At 63.5% G+C, this 16,966-nt stretch carries 15 protein-coding genes; 10 read left to right on the forward strand and 5 right to left on the reverse strand.

All coding sequences use genetic code 11. The features are described from left to right. Positions 1 to 6 precede the first annotated feature (6 nt). Positions 7 to 1,689, reverse strand: a complete 1,683-nt coding sequence (locus D1227_RS11180) for an electron transfer flavoprotein-ubiquinone oxidoreductase (protein WP_119404736.1) — start codon at positions 1,687 to 1,689, stop codon at positions 7 to 9. Between the two features lie 96 nt (positions 1,690 to 1,785). Here D1227_RS11180 and D1227_RS11185 point away from each other — a divergent pair, with 96 nt between their 5' ends. After that, positions 1,786 to 2,583: a uracil-DNA glycosylase gene (locus D1227_RS11185; protein WP_119375020.1), complete on the forward strand. Its 798-nt coding sequence runs from the start codon at positions 1,786 to 1,788 to the stop codon at positions 2,581 to 2,583. A gap of 141 nt (positions 2,584 to 2,724) precedes the next feature. Here the strand turns inward: D1227_RS11185 and D1227_RS11190 are convergent, their stop codons facing one another. Together D1227_RS11190 and D1227_RS11195 are read right to left on the reverse strand one after the other, a co-directional pair. Beyond that, positions 2,725 to 3,249, reverse strand: a complete 525-nt coding sequence (locus tag D1227_RS11190; RefSeq protein ID WP_119404737.1) for a DUF1993 domain-containing protein — start codon at positions 3,247 to 3,249, stop codon at positions 2,725 to 2,727. 203 nt (positions 3,250 to 3,452) lie between these two features. Continuing rightward, the gene (locus tag D1227_RS11195) at positions 3,453 to 3,929 is read right to left on the reverse strand and encodes a hemerythrin domain-containing protein (protein ID WP_119375018.1); all 477 of its coding nucleotides are present in this window, start codon (positions 3,927 to 3,929) and stop codon (positions 3,453 to 3,455) included. Positions 3,930 to 4,043: 114 nt separating this feature from the next. Between D1227_RS11195 and D1227_RS11200 the strand changes: the two genes are divergently transcribed. After that, positions 4,044 to 4,727 (forward strand): TIGR04283 family arsenosugar biosynthesis glycosyltransferase, encoded by a 684-nt coding sequence (locus tag D1227_RS11200; protein WP_119404738.1) that lies wholly within the window; start codon positions 4,044 to 4,046, stop codon positions 4,725 to 4,727. Here D1227_RS11200 and D1227_RS11205 read toward each other — a convergent pair. Then, complete coding sequence (locus D1227_RS11205) at positions 4,724 to 5,284, reverse strand: hypothetical protein (protein WP_147373299.1); 561 nt, start codon at positions 5,282 to 5,284, stop codon at positions 4,724 to 4,726. The two genes, D1227_RS11200 and D1227_RS11205, sit on opposite strands and share 4 nt — an antisense overlap. 64 nt (positions 5,285 to 5,348) lie before the next feature. On the opposite strand from D1227_RS11205, the gene D1227_RS11210 reads away from it, so the two are divergent. From D1227_RS11210 to D1227_RS11230, 5 genes are all read left to right on the forward strand, one after another. Continuing rightward, positions 5,349 to 5,948, forward strand: a complete 600-nt coding sequence (locus D1227_RS11210; protein WP_119404740.1) for a TIGR04282 family arsenosugar biosynthesis glycosyltransferase — start codon at positions 5,349 to 5,351, stop codon at positions 5,946 to 5,948. A gap of 90 nt (positions 5,949 to 6,038) precedes the next feature. Further along, entirely contained in the window at positions 6,039 to 6,452 is a 414-nt protein-coding gene (locus D1227_RS11215) for a BLUF domain-containing protein (RefSeq protein WP_119404741.1), read from the forward strand. 95 nt (positions 6,453 to 6,547) lie between these two features. Then, entirely contained in the window at positions 6,548 to 7,681 is a 1,134-nt protein-coding gene (locus tag D1227_RS11220; RefSeq protein WP_119404742.1) for a PA0069 family radical SAM protein, read from the forward strand. A 203-nt stretch (positions 7,682 to 7,884) separates the two neighbouring features. Continuing rightward, positions 7,885 to 8,967 (forward strand): site-specific DNA-methyltransferase, encoded by a 1,083-nt coding sequence (locus D1227_RS11225; RefSeq protein ID WP_119404743.1) that lies wholly within the window; start codon positions 7,885 to 7,887, stop codon positions 8,965 to 8,967. A gap of 126 nt (positions 8,968 to 9,093) precedes the next feature. After that, a complete protein-coding gene (locus tag D1227_RS11230; RefSeq protein ID WP_119404744.1) occupies positions 9,094 to 10,827 on the forward strand; it encodes a cation:proton antiporter domain-containing protein in 1,734 nt (577 codons plus the stop codon). A 97-nt stretch (positions 10,828 to 10,924) separates the two neighbouring features. Here the strand turns inward: D1227_RS11230 and D1227_RS11235 are convergent, their stop codons facing one another. Beyond that, positions 10,925 to 11,983, reverse strand: a complete 1,059-nt coding sequence (locus D1227_RS11235; protein WP_119404745.1) for an A/G-specific adenine glycosylase — start codon at positions 11,981 to 11,983, stop codon at positions 10,925 to 10,927. A 19-nt stretch (positions 11,984 to 12,002) separates the two neighbouring features. Between D1227_RS11235 and D1227_RS11240 the strand changes: the two genes are divergently transcribed. The 3 genes from D1227_RS11240 to smc all read left to right on the forward strand — a co-directional run bounded on the left by D1227_RS11240 (position 12,003) and on the right by smc (position 16,885). Further along, the gene (locus tag D1227_RS11240; RefSeq protein WP_158586630.1) at positions 12,003 to 12,548 is read left to right on the forward strand and encodes a DUF721 domain-containing protein; all 546 of its coding nucleotides are present in this window, start codon (positions 12,003 to 12,005) and stop codon (positions 12,546 to 12,548) included. A gap of 76 nt (positions 12,549 to 12,624) precedes the next feature. Continuing rightward, positions 12,625 to 13,401 carry a DsbA family protein gene (locus D1227_RS11245; RefSeq protein WP_158586631.1) on the forward strand — a complete coding sequence of 259 codons (777 nt, stop codon included), beginning with the start codon at positions 12,625 to 12,627 and terminating at the stop codon, positions 13,399 to 13,401. Between the two features lie 22 nt (positions 13,402 to 13,423). Further along, the gene (gene smc, locus D1227_RS11250) at positions 13,424 to 16,885 is read left to right on the forward strand and encodes a chromosome segregation protein SMC (protein ID WP_119404747.1); all 3,462 of its coding nucleotides are present in this window, start codon (positions 13,424 to 13,426) and stop codon (positions 16,883 to 16,885) included. Positions 16,886 to 16,966: the final 81 nt, after the last annotated feature.

The raw sequence follows: 16,966 nt of genomic DNA on the forward strand, positions 1-16,966 counted from the left end.
GGCACCCTACATGTTCGGATAGGCCGGTCCGCCGCCGCCTTCCGGCGTGGTCCAGTTGATGTTCTGGTTCGGGTCCTTGATATCGCAGGTCTTGCAGTGGATGCAGTTCTGCGAATTGATCTGGAAACGCGGCTCCTTGCCTTCTTCCTCGACCCACTCATACACACCTGCCGGGCAATAACGCGCAGACGGACCGGCATAGACGTCGTGCTCGGACTTCTTCTGCAGCTCCATATCCTTGACGATCAGGTGGACCGGCTGGTCCTCGGCATGGTTGGTGTTGGTGAAGGAGACATTGGTCAGCTTGTCGAAGCTGATCTTGCCATCAGGCTTGGGATAATCGATCGGCTTGTGCTTGGAAGCGGGCTCAAGCGCCTGCGCATCGGACTTGCCGTGCTTCAGCGTGCCGAAGAAGGAGAAGCCACCGAGGATTTTCGTGGTCCACATCTCGACACCACCCATCAGCGTGCCGATGGTCGTGCCCAGTTTCGACAGGAGCGGCTTCACGTTACGCACGGCGAAGAGCTCCTTGCGGACCGAAGAGCCTTCATAGGCTTCGGCATAGGCGTGCAGCTCGTCGCCCTGGCGGCCTTCCTTGATCGCGGCGACGGCGGCTTCGGCTCCCATCATGCCGGTCAGGATGGCATTGTGGCTGCCCTTGATGCGCGGCACATTCACGAAGCCGGCCGAACAGCCGATCAGTGCGCCGCCCGGGAAGGTCAGCTTCGGCAGCGACTGGTGGCCGCCCTCGACGATGGCCCGCGCGCCATAGGCCACGCGCTTGCCGCCCTCGATGTATTTGAGGATGTCGGGATGGTGCTTCCAGCGCTGAAGCTCCTGATAGGGCGACAGGTAGGGGTTCTTGTAGTTGAGGTGCACGACGAAGCCGAGCGAGACGAAGGGCTCTCCGCCATCGCGGAAATGATAGAGGAAGCTGCCGCCGCCTGTCTTGTCGTCGAGCGGCCAGCCGAGCGTATGCTGGACGTAACCTTCCTTGAAATTCTGCTCCGGCACAGACCAGAGCTCCTTCAGGCCGATGCCGTACTTCTGCGGCTCCTTGCCTTCATCGAGGGCGTATTTCGCGATCAGCTGCTTGGAGAGCGAGCCGCGCGCGCCTTCTGCAAACAGGACATATTTGCCAAGCAGCTCCATGCCCGGCTCATAGTCCGGCTTGTGGCTGCCATCGGCGGCGATGCCCATGACGCCGGCCACGACGCCCTTCACTTCGCCATTGTCGCCATAGACGACTTCGGATGCGGCAAAGCCGGGGAAGACCTGGACGCCGAGATTCTCCGCTTCCTGTCCGAGCCAGCGCGTCACATTGGCGAGCGAGCCGGTAAAATTGCCGTGGTTCTTCATATAGCCCGGCATGGGCAGCCAGGAGATGTCCATCGAGCCTTTCGGGCCAAGCCAGATGAATTTGTCGCCCGTCACTTCCGTCTTCAGCGGACGGTCGTCGCGCGAGCGCCAGTCGGGGATGAGGGCGTCCAGGCCGACCGGATCGACCACCACGCCCGACAGGATGTGGGCGCCGATCTCGCCGCCTTTTTCGAGCACGACGACTTCCAGCTCGTCGCCGGCTTCATTTGCCAGTTGCTTCGCCCGGATCGCTGCTGCAAGGCCTGCAGGCCCGCCGCCAACGATCACAAGATCGAATTCCATGGATTCGCGTTCCACTGCTTCGCTCATCAATTCACTCCCGACTGTGGCGGCGCCTGCCCGCCTGCCCTATACATGTGCTGGTGACGGTCTACCGTCGAATCCGCCGATTGCCAAAGGGTCTGTATGTCCCAGCCTGATCCTTCCCTAGCGTTAAAGGCCCTCACCGACTGGTGGGGCGAAATGGGCGTGGAGGCTGACGAGGTGCAGATGCGGGCGCTGCGCAAGGCCGCTGAAGCCCGCGCCGCCGCTGCACCTGCGGCCAAGGCAGAGCCTCAGCGCCTGCCGCGCCACCTGATGAAGAAAACCCATGCGGACTGGGTAAACGAGGCGCGCGAACTGGCCGCTGGTGCCGATACGCTGGACGCGCTGAAGACCGCGATTGAAGGCTTCGACGGCTGTATCCTGAAGGAATCAGCGCGCAACACCGCCTGTTTCGACGGCGTTCAGGGCGCCCCTGTCATGGTGATCGGCGAAGGCCCCGGCGCCGAGGAGGACGCGAAAGGCCTGCCCTTTGTCGGGCGGGCCGGACAGCTGCTCGACAGGATGCTGGCCGCAATCGGCCTGTCGCGCACCGAAAATACCTTCATCACCAATGTGAATTACTGGCGCCCGCCGGGGAACCGCAATCCGAGCGATGACGAGCTGGAACTCTGCCGGCCCTTTGTCGACCGGATGATCGAGCTGGGCCAGCCGAAACTGATCATCGCGGCAGGCGGGGTTTCAGCGAAGTCGCTGCTGCAGTCGCGCGTCGGCATCATGAAGCTGCGCGGGTCGGAACATGCGCTGAAGACGCCGGGCGGCTATGAGGCCCCGATGTTCCCGATCTTCCACCCGGCCTTCCTGCTGCGTCGCCCGGAAGAAAAGAGTCGCGCCTGGAGAGACCTGCTGAACATCCAGGCAAGGTTGGAAGCGTTGAGCTGATCGTTTCAACCGTCCTCCCGGCCGACCGCAGGAAGAGCCGGGACGGAGTCCTTCAGGGCCACCACTGACCTTAACGGCATTGCGTCCCGGGCATTCGCTAAACCGAATCCCGGGATGACGACCGGAAAGCCGTGCATCTGTTCAAACCGGTGACTTAAGATACTTTAGCGCGTGGGCCACATAGTCCGCCTTGCCGAGCGGGACACCGAGGTGGCGCATAATTGCGTAAGCCGTCATGCGATGGAAATGAAACTGCGGCTGCGCCCAATCGCGGACATATTCGAAGCCCGTCATTTCGAAGACCATTTCATTTGGCAGATCGAGCCTGACCTGCCGCCCCTCCGCGCCATCAAAAGCATCGGCCGGAACCGCAGCCAGTTCGCCGACTGTGCGATCAATCAGAGCATTTAGAGCGTCAAGCCCGGATACCTGCGGAATTTCGGGGACAGGTTCGTCCGTCAGTCGGGCCACTACTTCGCGCGCCTGATGGCAGGTGAATCGAATCTGCGTTTCAAGCGGGAACATATCTGGCGCCAACTTGGCTTTGAGCAGCGCATCTACCGAAATGTCCGAGTCTCCGGCCCAGCCGACTGCCTTCGCGACCTCCCCGGACAGGTTTCCCAGCGCATTCATATAAGCGGGAATGATCATTGAATGCAGGTTCATGGACTCGCTCCGGATAGATGATCCCTGAACATGGGGCCGTCCAGCGCGCGTGCACGAGCTATCCACAAACAAAAAGCCTGGAGTGTGAGGGGTACACTCCAGGCCGATGGGCCACAGGCGTAAGAGGAGGGGTTGCTCTACACCCGGGCTTTATCTGGCGGATGTCCACCGGATGTGAAGTCCGGCGCCTGATCCTGCCACTTCTACTGTTCGAGCCTTTCTTCGGCCTTCTCTTCGACGAGCTCCAGCTCGGCGTCTTTCCGTTTCTCAAACGCCGATCCGAACTTTTCGTTCCCATCTTCACCTAGAACGTTTTCCGCGACCGGAAAGATGTCCTGTTCCTCTTCCTCGATATGGTGCTCGTAGCGGTGGCGCATTTCCTTGAATTTCGGCAGCCAGGCCGGCGATGAGAAGTCGATTTCATTCAGCTCTTCCAGCATGTCGTCGATCTCTTTGTGCTCAGCCACCGAATGGCGCGCCTCGGGCTGGCCATCCTCGTCCGCAATGAGCTTCGAATAGAAGGTCTCTTCCTCGGCGGCGGCGTGGGCGCTGACATCGTGGTAGAAGGAATCCCAGGCCTTGCGCCGGGTCTCGCTATCGCCCTGCGTATCGGCAATGGTGGCGAGCAGCTCGCGGTGGCGGTCATGGTCTTTCTTCAGCGTCTCGTAGATCGTCGACATGAATGTCTTCCTTTCGTCTTTAATATCTGACCCACCAAACGCGCGGCCGCACCAGCCCGTTCCCGGCAAACCGCCGCACTCGACGCCGCGATAATTCGGGCTAAGAGAAACGCGATGCCCGCACCGATCTCGATCATCATTCCGACCCTGAATGCCGGCGGCGACCTGCCGGCCTGTATCGACAGCCTGATACCCGGCATCGAGGCGGGCCTGATCCGCGAACTGGTGATCAGCGATGGCGGGTCGAACGATGCGACGCGCCTGATCGCCGAAGGCGCGGGCGCAGACTTGGTCACGGGCGAACCTGGGCGGGCGGCGCAGCTGATCCGCGGGGCGGAGGCGGCACGCGGCGACTGGCTGCTTTTCCTGCATGCCGACACGGCCCTGTCGCGCGACTGGACCGAGCGGGTGGCCGATCACCTCGAAAGCCGCCCGGACAAGGCCGCCGTCTTTTCGCTCGTCTACCGCTCCGACGCGCGCATGGCGAAACGCATCGCCTCACGCGCCAATCGCCGGACGCGCTGGCTCGGCCTGCCTTATGGCGACCAGGGCCTGCTCATCCCTCGAAAGCTCTATGACGAGATTGGCGGCTATGACGACATTCCGCTGATGGAAGATGTCCGTATCGTACAGGCCATCGGCCGCAAACGGCTCGCCATCCTTTCGGCAGAAGCGCGCACGTCCGCCGCCAAGTATGAGCGCGACGGCTGGCGCAGGCGCAGCTGGAAGAATGCCTGGCTGATCACCCGCTATCTGATGGGCGCTTCGCCGGAGAAGCTTGCCCGCGAATACCGCTAGAAATCCTCGGAGTGAAGTTGCCACCACTCGTCGCTGGCAAGCCCGGCCTCATGCGCGGCGAGCAGCGTCTGCTTCAGCTGGTCCAGCGAGGCCGGCTGGCATTCGCGGATCTTGCCATCGTCGATCATCCCGCCGCTGGCCTCAAAAGCCTCCAGCGCTGCTTCGTCCAGTTCCTCGCAGTCCAGCGCGGCAATCTGCATGGTTGCGCCGCGCGCATCCGGTTCGGCCAGCCGGCGGGCGAGGCCGTACATGTAGGCAATACCATCCTCTTCCCTGATGCCTGCTTCGGCGATGAAAACCTGCCGGTCAGCGGCCTGGACAAACGGCGCAAAGCGGATCGCGACCTCGTCTTCCGCTTCGTCCGGCGACTCTGCGAAATAGCCATAGCCGCGCCGCTCAAGCGTGAGGCATGGATCGTCATCATCGAGGCAGACGGTAATCGGGCCGTCGACAGGCAGAACTGCCGCCTTGTCATCAATCAGCGGCTCAAGCGAAATATAGCAACCTGCCAGGGCCATCATGATGGCCAGGGCGCCCAGCTTTTTAAGACCTTTCATATGATCCATTCCCCTCGTCATACGTTCGGTTGTTCTGGAGCTTAGCAGACTTGATGGCATTTGCATGACCAAACCGACCCTGATGATCTTTACCAAGCCTCCGCGCGCGGGCGTCTCGAAGACCCGCCTTGCAGACGATCTGGGCCGAGCCGAGGCGCGTCGTATCGCACATTTTACAACCGCCCGGACCGTCCGCGCGGCGAGCGGCCTTGGCTGGCAGGTGCAGCTGCACATAGAGCCGCCGTCAGCCGTCGGCGATACGCTGGGCGGATTGTGGCCGCTGGCGTTCGAACACGTTCCGCAGGTGCGCGGCGATCTGGGCGACCGGCTTGCGGCGGCCATGACGCGCGCACCGTATGGACCGGTCATCTTCGTTGGCACGGACACGCCGGGCCTTTCGCGCCGGCATCTGAGGCAGGCCGAACGCCACCTTCGCCGCAAGGGCGCCGTGTTCGGTCCCGCCGCCGATGGTGGCTTCTGGCTGTTCGGCCTCAGCCAAAGCCTGCGCTACCCGGACGTCTTTGCAGATGTTCGCTGGTCCGGCCCGCACGCCATGGAGGATGTCTGGTCGAACCTGCCGGATCACGCGCATGTCTCGCTCTTGCCGCAGCTGATCGATATCGACACCGGCAAGGACTGGAAAATGTTTAACGATCAGTCATGAAGGTGGCAGAGTGCAGTCATCTTGATTGAGGTTATAGACGCTGGGCGCTGCATTGAACCAAGTCAGCAAACGTAACAACAAGGGCCTTTAATGTACCGCCTTGCCTATGTGAGCACCTCTCACACCCACTTGTCCGCCGAAGACATGCAGGACGTGCTCGAATCCGCCATCCGAAACAACAAGAAAGCCGGCGTGTCAGGCACGCTGCTGTTCAATGGCATGAATTTCCTGCAGATTCTCGAAGGCCCGGAAGAAGAGGTCGAGCGGATCTACACCCGCATCTGCGAGGACAGTCGCCACAATCATGTCGTGACGATTTTCCGCGAGTCTGGCGCCCGCCGCTGCTTTGAAAAATCGCCGATGACGCTGAACACGGTATCCAGCAAGGTGGGCGCGTTGCCGGACGGCCTGACCCTGTCTTCCGACATCGACCTGTTCATCCCGGCCTCCCTGCCCTCCCACCTGCGCGGGATGATCTACAGCTTCAGCACAATGCGCGGCTGATACGCCGGAAGAGCGCCTGCCGGCCTGTTTCCATCCACAGGCTTTGCGCCAATTGTTCTTGTTTTGTTCTGTTCCTTGTGCTGAATTTGCCAGGCATGAGACAGACTCAGAAACTCAAACCGACAGGACGTGTATCGCGCGACGATTGTGCCGGCGTTGCCGAGCGTTTCGAGCATCGCGGGCGCGGCGCGATCTCGAACCAGACCGGCCGCTTCGAACGCGAGACGCGCGAAGCCTTCGATGATGGCTGGGGCACGGTGGAAGAAGCCGCCGGGCGCCTCGAGACGACGCTGACACCGGAAGCGGCGAAGACGATCATCACCTTCAACCGCTCGCCGGACATTTCCTTCGATCGGACGATCAACCCCTATCGCGGCTGCGAGCATGGCTGCGTCTACTGTTTCGCGCGCCCGACACACGCCTTTCACGGCCTGTCTGCAGGACTCGATTTCGAGAGCAAGCTGTTCTTCAAGCCGGACGGGCCAGATCTTCTGAAGCGCGAGCTGTCGCGCCCGTCCTATGTCGTAAAGCCGATCGCGCTTGGCATGAACACCGATGCGTATCAGCCCGTCGAGCGCCGTCTTCGGCTTACGCGGACCTTCCTGGAGATCCTGTCGGCGCATAATCACCCGGTCACGCTGCTGACCAAGTCGGCGCTCATCCAGCGGGATATCGATATCCTCGCCCCGATGGCTGCCAGGGGCCTCGCCCGGGTCGGGGTGTCGATCACGACGCTCGACCCGCGCCTTTCACGCTTGATGGAACCGCGGGCTGCCGCCCCCTACCGGCGGCTGGAAACGATCCGGGCGCTTGCCGATGCCGGTATCCCTGTCATCGCCATGACGGCGCCGATCATCCCGGCGCTGAACGAGCCGGAGCTGGAAGCCCTGCTGGAAGCGGCCGCCGACAATGGTGCCTCAAGCGCGGGCTATGTCATGCTACGCCTGCCCTATGAGCTGAAGGATATCGTACATGAGTGGCTGGCCGAGCATTATCCCGGACGCGCGGCCCGCATCATCAACCTGCTGCGCGAGATGCGCGGCGGACAGGATTATGATTCCAACTGGTTCGAGCGCGGACGCGGCCGGGGCCCGCATGCCCGACTGATCGCCCAGCGCTTCCAGAAAGCCGCCCGGCGCCTTCGCCTCGATGCCCCTCGCCCGCGCCTGCGTACAGACCTCTTCCGCCCGCCCGAAACCCCGGATGGCCAGATGCGGCTGGATATCTGAGTGACGGTGTCCACAGCCAGTCCAGGTCTTTCACAGAATGCATCCACAGACTTGTCCACAGGTCCCGAATGTCGTTACGATTGCGAAATAATACGCCCGGAGCGTCCGTCTGCAGCTGAAGGATTCACTGCGTAACGAAGCGGAAACCAAATCAGGGCGGGAATGGCGATTCTTGTTGATTCGTGTAGAGGGGCTGACACGCCATGGAGCTGATCCGCAATACGATCATTGAAGGTGAATGTGTCGACGTGCTGTCGCGCCTGCCGGACAAATCGGTCGATCTCGTTTTCGCCGACCCGCCCTATAACCTGCAGCTTGGCGGCGGCCTGACACGGCCCGACCAGTCGGCCGTCGATGGTGTCGACGATGCCTGGGACCGGTTCGACAGCTTCGATGCGTATGACCTGTTCACCCACCAGTGGCTGACCGAATGCCGCCGTGTCCTCAAGGACGATGGCGCGATCTGGGTCATCGGCTCCTACCACAACATCTTCCGCGTCGGCGCGATCCTGCAGGATTCTGGCTTCTGGATCCAGAACGACGTCATCTGGCTCAAGTCGAATCCGATGCCGAACTTCAAGGGCACACGGTTCCAGAACGCGCACGAGACGCTGATCTGGGCGGCGAAGACCGAGAAATCCCGCGTCACCTTCAATTACGACGCCCTGAAAGCCTTCAATGAAGACAAGCAGATGCGCTCCGACTGGACGATCCCGCTCTGCACGGGCGGCGAGCGGCTGAAGGACGGCCAGGGCAAGAAGGCTCACCCGACACAGAAGCCCGAAGCGCTGCTCAAACGTGTCCTGCTGGCGACAACCAATCCCGGCGATGTCGTGCTCGACCCCTTCTCCGGCACAGGCACAACGGCGGCTGCCGCCAAGATGCTCGGCCGGGACTATGTCGGCATCGAGCAGGACCCGGCCTATATCCGCCTCTCGCGCGAGCGCCTCACCGCAATCACGCCGCTTGGCGACGATGCCCTGGAAACCCAGAAAAGCGCGAAAGCCCTGCCCCGAGTGCCGTTCGGCGCGCTGGTCGAGAATGGCTGGCTCAAACCGGGCGACCGTCTGTGGTCTCCCAAGAAGCGGCACTATGCCCGCATTCGCATCGACGGCAGCCTGTCGACGGGCGATGCCTCCGGCTCGATCCACCGGCTCGGCGCGCATGTCATGAAAGCCCCGGCCTGCAATGGCTGGACCTTCTGGCACTATGAGTCGCCGAAGGGCGACCTTGCTCCGATCGACCTGCTGCGCCGCCGCTACCGGCAGGAAATGGGCCTCAACTGACCGCCTTTGAGGCACGCAGGCACAAAGGCAGGTTCCCGCTGACGACGGGCTGACGCTCGCGGCCGAACCGCCTATGGTGACCGGGGACAAATCCCGGGTTGCCGGGTATTCGCGCGTGGAGCTGTCATGGGGCATGAAGGCCAGGAAATCTTTCTGAAGGACATGCTCGTCTTCCTGTTTGCGGCGGGCGTCATCGTCCCGGCATTCCGGATCCTCAAGCTGCCCGCCGTTGCCGGCTTTCTCATCGCGGGCGTGGCACTTGGCCCGCATGGTCTTGGCGCCTTCGAACATCTCTGGGAGCCACTTCAGTTCCTGACCGTCTCCGAGCCTGAAGCCGCTGCGCCCTTCGCCGAACTCGGCGTCCTGTTCCTGCTCTTCCTGCTGGGTCTTGAGCTTTCATTTGAAAAGCTCTGGGACATGAAGAGGATCGTGTTCGGCGCGGGCGGACTGCAGGCGATCCTCAGCGCCACGCTGATCGGCACCACCCTCTGGCTGTTCGGCGTCAACGGGCAGGCCGCGGCCGTGATCGGCCTTGCGCTTGCTCTGTCATCGACCGCCATCGTCATGCAGGTGCTGACCAGCGAACACCGCGCCGCAACCCCCGCCGGACGAACGGCGCTTGGCGTACTGCTTTTCCAGGACATTCTCGTCGCGCCGATCCTGATCTTTGTGAGCTTCCTGTCGCCCGAAACCGGCGTGAACATTGTGCAGACCGTGCTGCGCGCCCTGTTTGAGGGGCTGATCGCCATCGTGATCATCGTGATTACCGGCCGCTTCGTCCTGCAGCACGTGTTCCGGCTGGCAGCCCGTACGGGCGGGCGCGATTTCCTGATGGCGCTGACCCTGTTCGTCGTGATCGGCGCTGCTGTCATGACGGGTATGGCAGGCCTGTCGGTTGCCCTCGGCGCCTTCCTTGCCGGCCTGTTGCTTGGCGAGACCGAATTCCGTCATCAGACCGAGGTCGATCTCGACCCGTTCAAGGGCCTGCTGCTCGGCATCTTCTTCATGACGGTCGGCATGAGCATCGACCTGGCGGTGATCGCCGAGATTGCGCCCATCGTGCTTGGCGGCCTTGCCGGTCTGATCATCCTCAAGGCCGTCGTCGCCTGGGGGGCTGCGCGCCTCTTCGCCGGACCGGCCAATGTCGCGACCGAAAGTGCCTTCCTTCTGGCGCCGGCCGGCGAGTTTGCCTTTGTGGTCATGGCTGCCGCTGCGGGGGCCGGCATTCTCGGACCGGAACTGACCACACCCGTCACAGCCGTTGCGGGCCTCTCCATGCTGCTCATCCCGCTTGGTTCCCGGCTCGGCCAGTCGCTCGCCAAACGGATAAAGGTGCCGGACGCGCCGCAGATGCCGAATGACGACTTTTCCGAACGCGAAGGCCATGTGATCATCGCAGGGTTCGGCCGGGTCGGACGCACGATTGCCCGTATCCTCGATGAAGAGCAGGCCGACATCGTGATCATGGAGCGCAGCTTCCACTCGGTCCAGATGGGCCGGAATGAAGGCTGGCAGGTTCAACTCGGTGATGCGGCGCGCAAGGAAATGCTGGAAGTGGCCGGCGCACAGGGCGCGTCGCTCTTCGTCGTGACGGTAGATGACCCCGTAAGCGCGGAGAACATGGTCCGCGCGATCCGGACCTTGCGGCCGACCGTACCGGTCTTTGCCCGTGCCCGCGACGCCGAGCATGGCAAGACCCTGCGCAAGGCCGGGGCGACCTTTGTCATCCCGGATGCTATCGAGGCCGGCCTGCAGCTTGCCGGCCGCGTCTTGCAGGAATTTGGCTATGCCAAAGAGACCGTGCGCGACCTGATCGGATCCGAACGCGATGAGGAGTACCGCAAGGCCGATCAGGCCTGAAGCCAGTTCGGAGGAAACAGAGTCGTTTGCGAACGGATACTTGCGCAAACACAATGGCATGAAGCAGCGGTCTGGCGCGCAACGGAAGACCGATGCTTTACCGCGCGAGCTTCAGCGCTTTCCTGAAGACGCTGGGAAAGGCTTCGCCCGCCTCATCCGCCGGCATCCAGTCAAAACCGGACGGGGCATCTGCCAGCGTCAGCCGCTTCACGGTCAGGCGCAGTTCGAAATGCGTGAAGACATGACGAACCTCCCCGATCGCGTCGCCACCACCGGCCCAGCCCGGCCGCTCTGCCATACCGCTTTCCAGCCATTCCGTTGTCGGCAGCGCCAGCATCCCGCCAAGCAGGCCGCGATCGGGCCGGCGCTCGACCAGGACGTCGCCACCCCGGAACACGGCATAAACCTCGCCGCGGCGCTGCGGCCGGGCCTTTTTCTCAGGCTTGACCGGATAGCGTTCGACCTCGCCTTCGCCGTGGGCGGCGCACCAGTCCCGGACAGGGCAAAGCAGGCAGTTTGGGCGCTTCGGCGTGCAGATGGTCGCGCCAAGGTCCATCAGCGCTTCGGCAAATTCGCCCGGCCTGTCAGCCGGAACAAGCGCCCGGACGAGCGCGGCGATACGCGCCTTTTCCTCTTTCCAGGGTCCCTTCGCGGCCAGCAGGCGCGCAAACACACGGTCGACATTGCCATCGACCGCCGGCGCCCGTTCGCCAAAAGCCAGCGCTGCAACGGCCCCGGCCGTATAGGCGCCGATGCCGGGAAGGCTGCGCAGCGCGTCCTCAGTCTTCGGCCAGGCGCCTGCCTCGGCAACCGCGCGAGCACATTTCAGCAGATTGCGGGCGCGCGCGTAATATCCAAGCCCTGCCCAGGCGGCCATGACGTCGCCATCGTCGGCGCCGGCAAGATCCTCCACGGTTGGCCAGGTTTCGGTGAAGGCGTGAAAGTAGCGCGCGGCATGCGGAACGGTCGTCTGCTGCAGCATGATCTCGGCCAGCCACACCCGATAGGGATCCGGGGTGACGCCTCGCGCACGCTCACCCGGCCCGATCCGCCATGGCAGATCGCGGGCATGGCGGGCATACCAGTCGAGCAGCGCCGCCGGCAGACCGTCAAATCTTGTTGAAACCGCATGCGCGGTCTTTTCACCTGATCGCATGCGCGGCACAATCGCCCTCATGGTTGCAAGGTCAAGCCTCGATCCGCTGGAAGAAGCGCGCGCGCGTATCGCCTTGCGATACCAGCGGGGCAAGCGCGCCGATGCCCTGCCGGACTCCTTCGGCAAGCTCGCCTTGCAGATTGCGCGCAAGAAAGTGCCGGACAAGGGCCCGGCCATTGGCCGCCTGAAACTGCTCTGGCCGGAGATTGTGGGCGAACAGCTCGCCAAGGTATGCGAGCCCGAAAAGATCGGCGCGAGCGGCAAGGGCAAGGGCCGCGTCCTCAGTGTGAAATGCATCCCGGCCGCCTCGACCATGGTACAGCACCAGAGCGAAACGATCCGCCAGCGCGTTGCCGCCTCGCTGGGCGGCGATATCCGGGAGGTCCGGATCACGCAGGGGCCGCTAACGCGCGGCGGAATGCCGGCTGCCCGCAAACGCAAGCGCCCGCTCAGCGCAGCCGAGCGAAAATTTCTCGACGAATCCGTCGCCTCGATCGAAGACCCGGCACTGCGCAAGGCCATTTTGGCGCTGGGAGAGGCTGTGCTAACGACCGATGAGTCCTGATGCTACAGGCGTGCCGGGCGCGCCGTTAACCTATTGGAAACCACTCCAACCCAATTCTTAAGCAAAGGTTATGATCATGAAGTTCATGTCCCGCCGCGCCGTACTGATCGCTGGAACGCTGATGGCCGCAGCCGCCTGTGGCGCCGCAGACGACTCATCGTCCAGCGGCAACGCATCGGTCGACAATGCCGCGGTCGAGGAAATGGTCCTCGGCGCAGACGATGCGCCGGTAACGATCATCGAATATGCATCCTGGACCTGCCCGGCCTGTCTTCAATACCAGAACGACGTCGTCGGCCAGCTGAAGGAAGAATATGTCGAAACCGGCAAGGTGAAGTTCATCTTCCGCGAATACCCGACCGCGCCTGCAAACATCGCCGTCGCTGGCTTTGCCGTCGCCCGCTGTGCCGGCGAAGACCAGTATTTCGACGTGCTGGGAGAACTGTTCGAGCGCCAGCGCGGCATCCTCAGCCTCGCGCGCGAAGGCGGACAGGTGAAGGCTGCCCTCAAGCAGGTCGCGGCCAATCATGGCATCACGGACGACGCCAGCTTCGAGGCCTGCCTGCAGAACTCCGATATCCGCCGCGCCATCGCAAGCTCGGTGTCGAAAGGCGAAAATGACGGCGTGACCGGAACGCCCACCGTCCTGCTCAATGGCCAGGTTCTGCCCGGCTATGAATGGCGCCGCTGGGACGGCATGAAAGCGGTTCTCGACGAAGCCCTCGGCGAGGACGCACCGGCCGCCACGAATACGGCTGAAGAGCCAGAGGCTGCACCGGAAGCAGACTCCACGAGCGAATCCGGCGATATGGAAATCGTCGAACCGACCTCCGGCGAGGCTGATCCGGAGTAACTTCAACAGGGGGAGCCTGTCTTTGCACATTACAGAACTGCGCATTGCAGGCTTCAAATCCTTCGTCGACCCGCAGGAGGTCCCGGTTCTCCCGGGGCTGACCGGCATCGTCGGCCCGAATGGCTGTGGCAAGTCGAACCTCCTCGAAGCGCTCCGCTGGGCAATGGGCGCAAGCTCTGCCAAGGCGATGCGCGGCGGGGAAATGGATGACCTGATCTTTTCCGGCTCGCAGCAGCGCCCGGCGCGCGAGCTGGCAGAAGTCACCCTTGTTCTCGACAATTCGAAACGCACCGCCCCGCCGGAATTCAATGCTTCCGACGTGCTGGAAATCCAGCGCCGGCTGAAGCGTGGCGCTGGCTCGACCTACAAGCTGAATGGCCGGACCGTTCGCGGCAAGGATATCCAGCTGATCTTCGCCGACGCCTCGACCGGCGCCAATTCGCCGTCTCTCGTCCGTCAGGGCCAGATCTCGGAACTCATCGGCTCCAAGCCGCAGAACCGGCGCCGCATCCTCGAAGAAGCTGCCGGTATCTCCGGCCTCAATACGCGCCGTCACGAGGCCGAGCTTAAGCTGCGCGCCGCCGAGACCAATCTCGAGCGCCTGTCGGAGGTGTCGGCCGAAGTCGAGCGCCAGCTGGAAAGCCTGAAGCGCCAGGCGCGCAAGGCCCGCAAGTACAAAGAGCTGTCGGAGCGGATTTCCGCGCTCGAAGCCTTCCTCGCGCACCTTAAATGGGAGGCGGCCCGAGAGGCCAAGGCGCAGGCCGAGGCTGAACTGGCCCGCTGCCGTGAGGCTGTCGAGCAGTCTTCGCGCGCGGCCGCCGTCGCCGAGACCCGCCGCATCGAAGCCGGCGAAGGCCTGCAGCCGCTTCGCGATGCGGAAGCCGTTGTCTCCGGCAAGCTCGGACAGGCGCGGATCGACCTTGCCCGGCTCGAAACCGAACGCAAGAATGCCGCTGACCTGCTTGCCCGCCATGAGAGCGAAGCGCGTCGGCTGATGGACGATATCCAGCGCGAACAGGCCCAGAAGGACGAAGCCGCCCAGGCCCTCGAAGAGGCCAAGGACAATCTCGCCGCCCTGCCGACGGAAGACCCGAAGGCGAATGAAGAGCTCGAAGCCAAGGCCAAGGTCGACCTTGAAGCCGCCCGCGAACAGCTGAACGACGCCCAGGCCGCTGCCGATGATGTGGCGGCCAAGCTAGCCTCGATGAAGGCAGAGCGTCAGGCGGCCGAAGCCAGCGCGGAAGCCCAGCGCCGGCGCAAGGCGAGCCTTGAAGCCGATGCCAACCGGCTGAACCAGCAGCTGACCGACATGCCGGACACCGCTGCACTCCAGGCGAAGCTGGCTGAAGCCGAGAAGGCCGAAGAAACCGCCGAGATGGCGCTGCATGACGCCGAACGCGCCGTCGATGCGGCAGAAGCCACCCTGGCTGAAGCCCGCGAGGCCGAAGCTGAAGCCCAGGGTCCGAAGGATGAAGCCGACCAGGTGGTGCGCACGCTCGAGTCGGAGATCGCAGCGCTTGAGCGCCTCCTGAAGCAGGCCTCGGGCCCGAAGGCCCCACCTGTCATCGACCGGGTGCGCACACGCGATGGATATGAGAAGGCGGTCGCCGCCGCCCTCGGCGATGACCTGCAGGCCTCGACCCAGCGCGATTCATCGCTCTACTGGGCGGGCAGCGAGATCAAGACCGACGCCCTGCCCGCCGGGGCTGAGCCACTCCATAATTTCGTCGAGGCCCCCGGTGAACTCGCCGCGCGCCTTTCGCAATGCGGTGTGGTCAGCGTCGAGGACGGTGCCCGCCTCGCCACGGGGCTGAAGCCCGGCCAGCGGCTGGTCACCACTGAAGGCCATCTGTGGCGCTGGGACGGGTTCACCCGCACACCCGATGCCCCTGTTTCGGCTGCCGAGCGTCTGGCCCAGCAGGCACGGCTGGAAGCCGCCCAGGCCGAAATCGGTCCGGCGCGCGACACACTCGACGAAGCCGCTGACGCCCTGTGTGCGGCAAAAGCCCAGCGGGCAGAAGCGGAAGACGACCTGAAAGAGGCGCGCAAGCTGGTCTCGCCCAAGGCAAGCGAGCTGAACCGCGCCCGATCCGCCACCGCTGAAACGCGGCAGGCCTTCGAGCGCGCGGACGTCAAGCGCGAATCGGCCAGTGAGGCGCTCGCGCGTGTCGAGTCGGACCTGCGCGGCGTCGAGGAATCGCTGGCGCTGGTTTCCATCGGCGGTGACGATACAGAGCTGGAGCGGCTGGAGACGATTGCGATCGGTGCCCGCGAGGCGCTGACCAGGGCACGCGAACACGAAACCGAATGCCGCGGCCGGCTGGCTGATATTACCCGCAACCGTGAGCAGGCCATTGCCCGTCGCGAGGGCTTCCAGAAGGATGTCGAGCGCTGGACAGGCCGCCTCGCCAATAGCGAGCAGCGGCTGCAGGACCTCCTGAAGCGCCGCTCGGAAGCGGCCGCCGACGCCGAACGCGCCCGCTCCAAACCGGAAGAGATGCAGGGCCAGATCGACGCGCTGGCCGAGCGCGTCGCCCAGTTCGAGGAAGAGCGCAAGCAGGCCGCAGACCGACTTGCGGAGAAGGAAAGCACGACGCGCGAGAGCGAGCAGCACGCCCGCGAAACGGCGAACGCCGCCATGGAAGCACGCGAATCACTTGCGGGTGCGAAAGTCCGCCTGGAGAATGCCGAAAGCCGCCTGGAAGACGCGGTCGAGACCGCGCGCACCCAGTTCCAGCGCATGCCGGAAGGCCTGATGACGCTGGCCCGCGCCGGGATCGACGAGGAAGAGCTGGAAACGCTGGAAGTTTCCGAAGCTGACCGGCAGCTCGATTTCCTGCGCCGTGACCGCGACCAGCTTGGCGGCGTCAACATGGAGGCCGAAGCCGAGGCCGAGGAGCTGGCCGAACGGCTCGGCACGCAGGCGAGCGAGAAGGAAGACCTGATCGCCGCCATTGCCAAGCTGCGCGATGGGGTCGCTGCCCTCAACGATGAAGGCCGGGCCCGCCTGCTCGAAGCCTTTGAACGCGTGAACGAGCACTTCAAGGCGCTCTTCACCACGCTGTTCCGTGGCGGCGAGGCAGAACTGCGCCTGGTCGATAGCGACGATCCGCTTGATTCGGGCCTTGAGATCATGGCGCAGCCGCCCGGCAAGCGCCTTGGCACGCTGAGCCTGATGTCCGGCGGCGAGCAGGCATTGACGGCGACGGCGCTGATCTTCGCTGTCTTTCTGTCGCGCCCCTCGCCGATCTGTGTGCTCGACGAGGTCGATGCCCCGCTGGATGATGCAAATGTCGACCGCTATTGCCGCCTGCTCGATGAAATGCGCCGGCGCACCGATACGCGTTTCATCGTCATTACCCACAATCCGGTGACGATGAGCCGGATGGACCGGCTGTTCGGCGTCACCATGCGGGAAAAAGGCGTTTCGAAACTGGTTTCGGTCGATCTGGATGCTGCCGAAGAACTGGTCGCAGCGGAATAGGCCCTGCGGCAAAAGTACATTTGCTAAATTTTCGTTCTTTTTCAAAGCATTACGCCGCAATACATTGGCTTGACTTGCAAA

The organism is Henriciella mobilis (assembly GCF_003576315.1).
In the GTDB taxonomy this organism is placed as follows: Bacteria; Pseudomonadota; Alphaproteobacteria; order Caulobacterales; family Hyphomonadaceae; genus Henriciella; species Henriciella mobilis.

Excerpts from the sequence above, each read along its gene's own strand:
- D1227_RS11190 (WP_119404737.1), bottom strand. The coding sequence starts at position 3,249 with ATGAACCTGCATTCAATGATCATTCCCGCTTATATGAATGCGCTGGGA.
- D1227_RS11220 (WP_119404742.1), top strand. The coding sequence starts at position 6,548 with ATGAGACAGACTCAGAAACTCAAACCGACAGGACGTGTATCGCGCGAC.
- D1227_RS11245 (WP_158586631.1), top strand. The coding sequence starts at position 12,625 with ATGAAGTTCATGTCCCGCCGCGCCGTACTGATCGCTGGAACGCTGATG.
- D1227_RS11185 (WP_119375020.1), top strand. The coding sequence starts at position 1,786 with ATGTCCCAGCCTGATCCTTCCCTAGCGTTAAAGGCCCTCACCGACTGG.
- D1227_RS11240 (WP_158586630.1), top strand. The coding sequence starts at position 12,003 with ATGGTTGCAAGGTCAAGCCTCGATCCGCTGGAAGAAGCGCGCGCGCGT.
- D1227_RS11210 (WP_119404740.1), top strand. The coding sequence starts at position 5,349 with ATGACCAAACCGACCCTGATGATCTTTACCAAGCCTCCGCGCGCGGGC.
- D1227_RS11180 (WP_119404736.1), bottom strand. The coding sequence starts at position 1,689 with ATGAGCGAAGCAGTGGAACGCGAATCCATGGAATTCGATCTTGTGATC.
- D1227_RS11205 (WP_147373299.1), bottom strand. The coding sequence starts at position 5,284 with ATGAAAGGTCTTAAAAAGCTGGGCGCCCTGGCCATCATGATGGCCCTG.
- D1227_RS11225 (WP_119404743.1), top strand. The coding sequence starts at position 7,885 with ATGGAGCTGATCCGCAATACGATCATTGAAGGTGAATGTGTCGACGTG.
- D1227_RS11230 (WP_119404744.1), top strand. The coding sequence starts at position 9,094 with ATGGGGCATGAAGGCCAGGAAATCTTTCTGAAGGACATGCTCGTCTTC.
- D1227_RS11235 (WP_119404745.1), bottom strand. The coding sequence starts at position 11,983 with ATGCGATCAGGTGAAAAGACCGCGCATGCGGTTTCAACAAGATTTGAC.
- D1227_RS11200 (WP_119404738.1), top strand. The coding sequence starts at position 4,044 with ATGCCCGCACCGATCTCGATCATCATTCCGACCCTGAATGCCGGCGGC.
- D1227_RS11215 (WP_119404741.1), top strand. The coding sequence starts at position 6,039 with ATGTACCGCCTTGCCTATGTGAGCACCTCTCACACCCACTTGTCCGCC.
- D1227_RS11195 (WP_119375018.1), bottom strand. The coding sequence starts at position 3,929 with ATGTCGACGATCTACGAGACGCTGAAGAAAGACCATGACCGCCACCGC.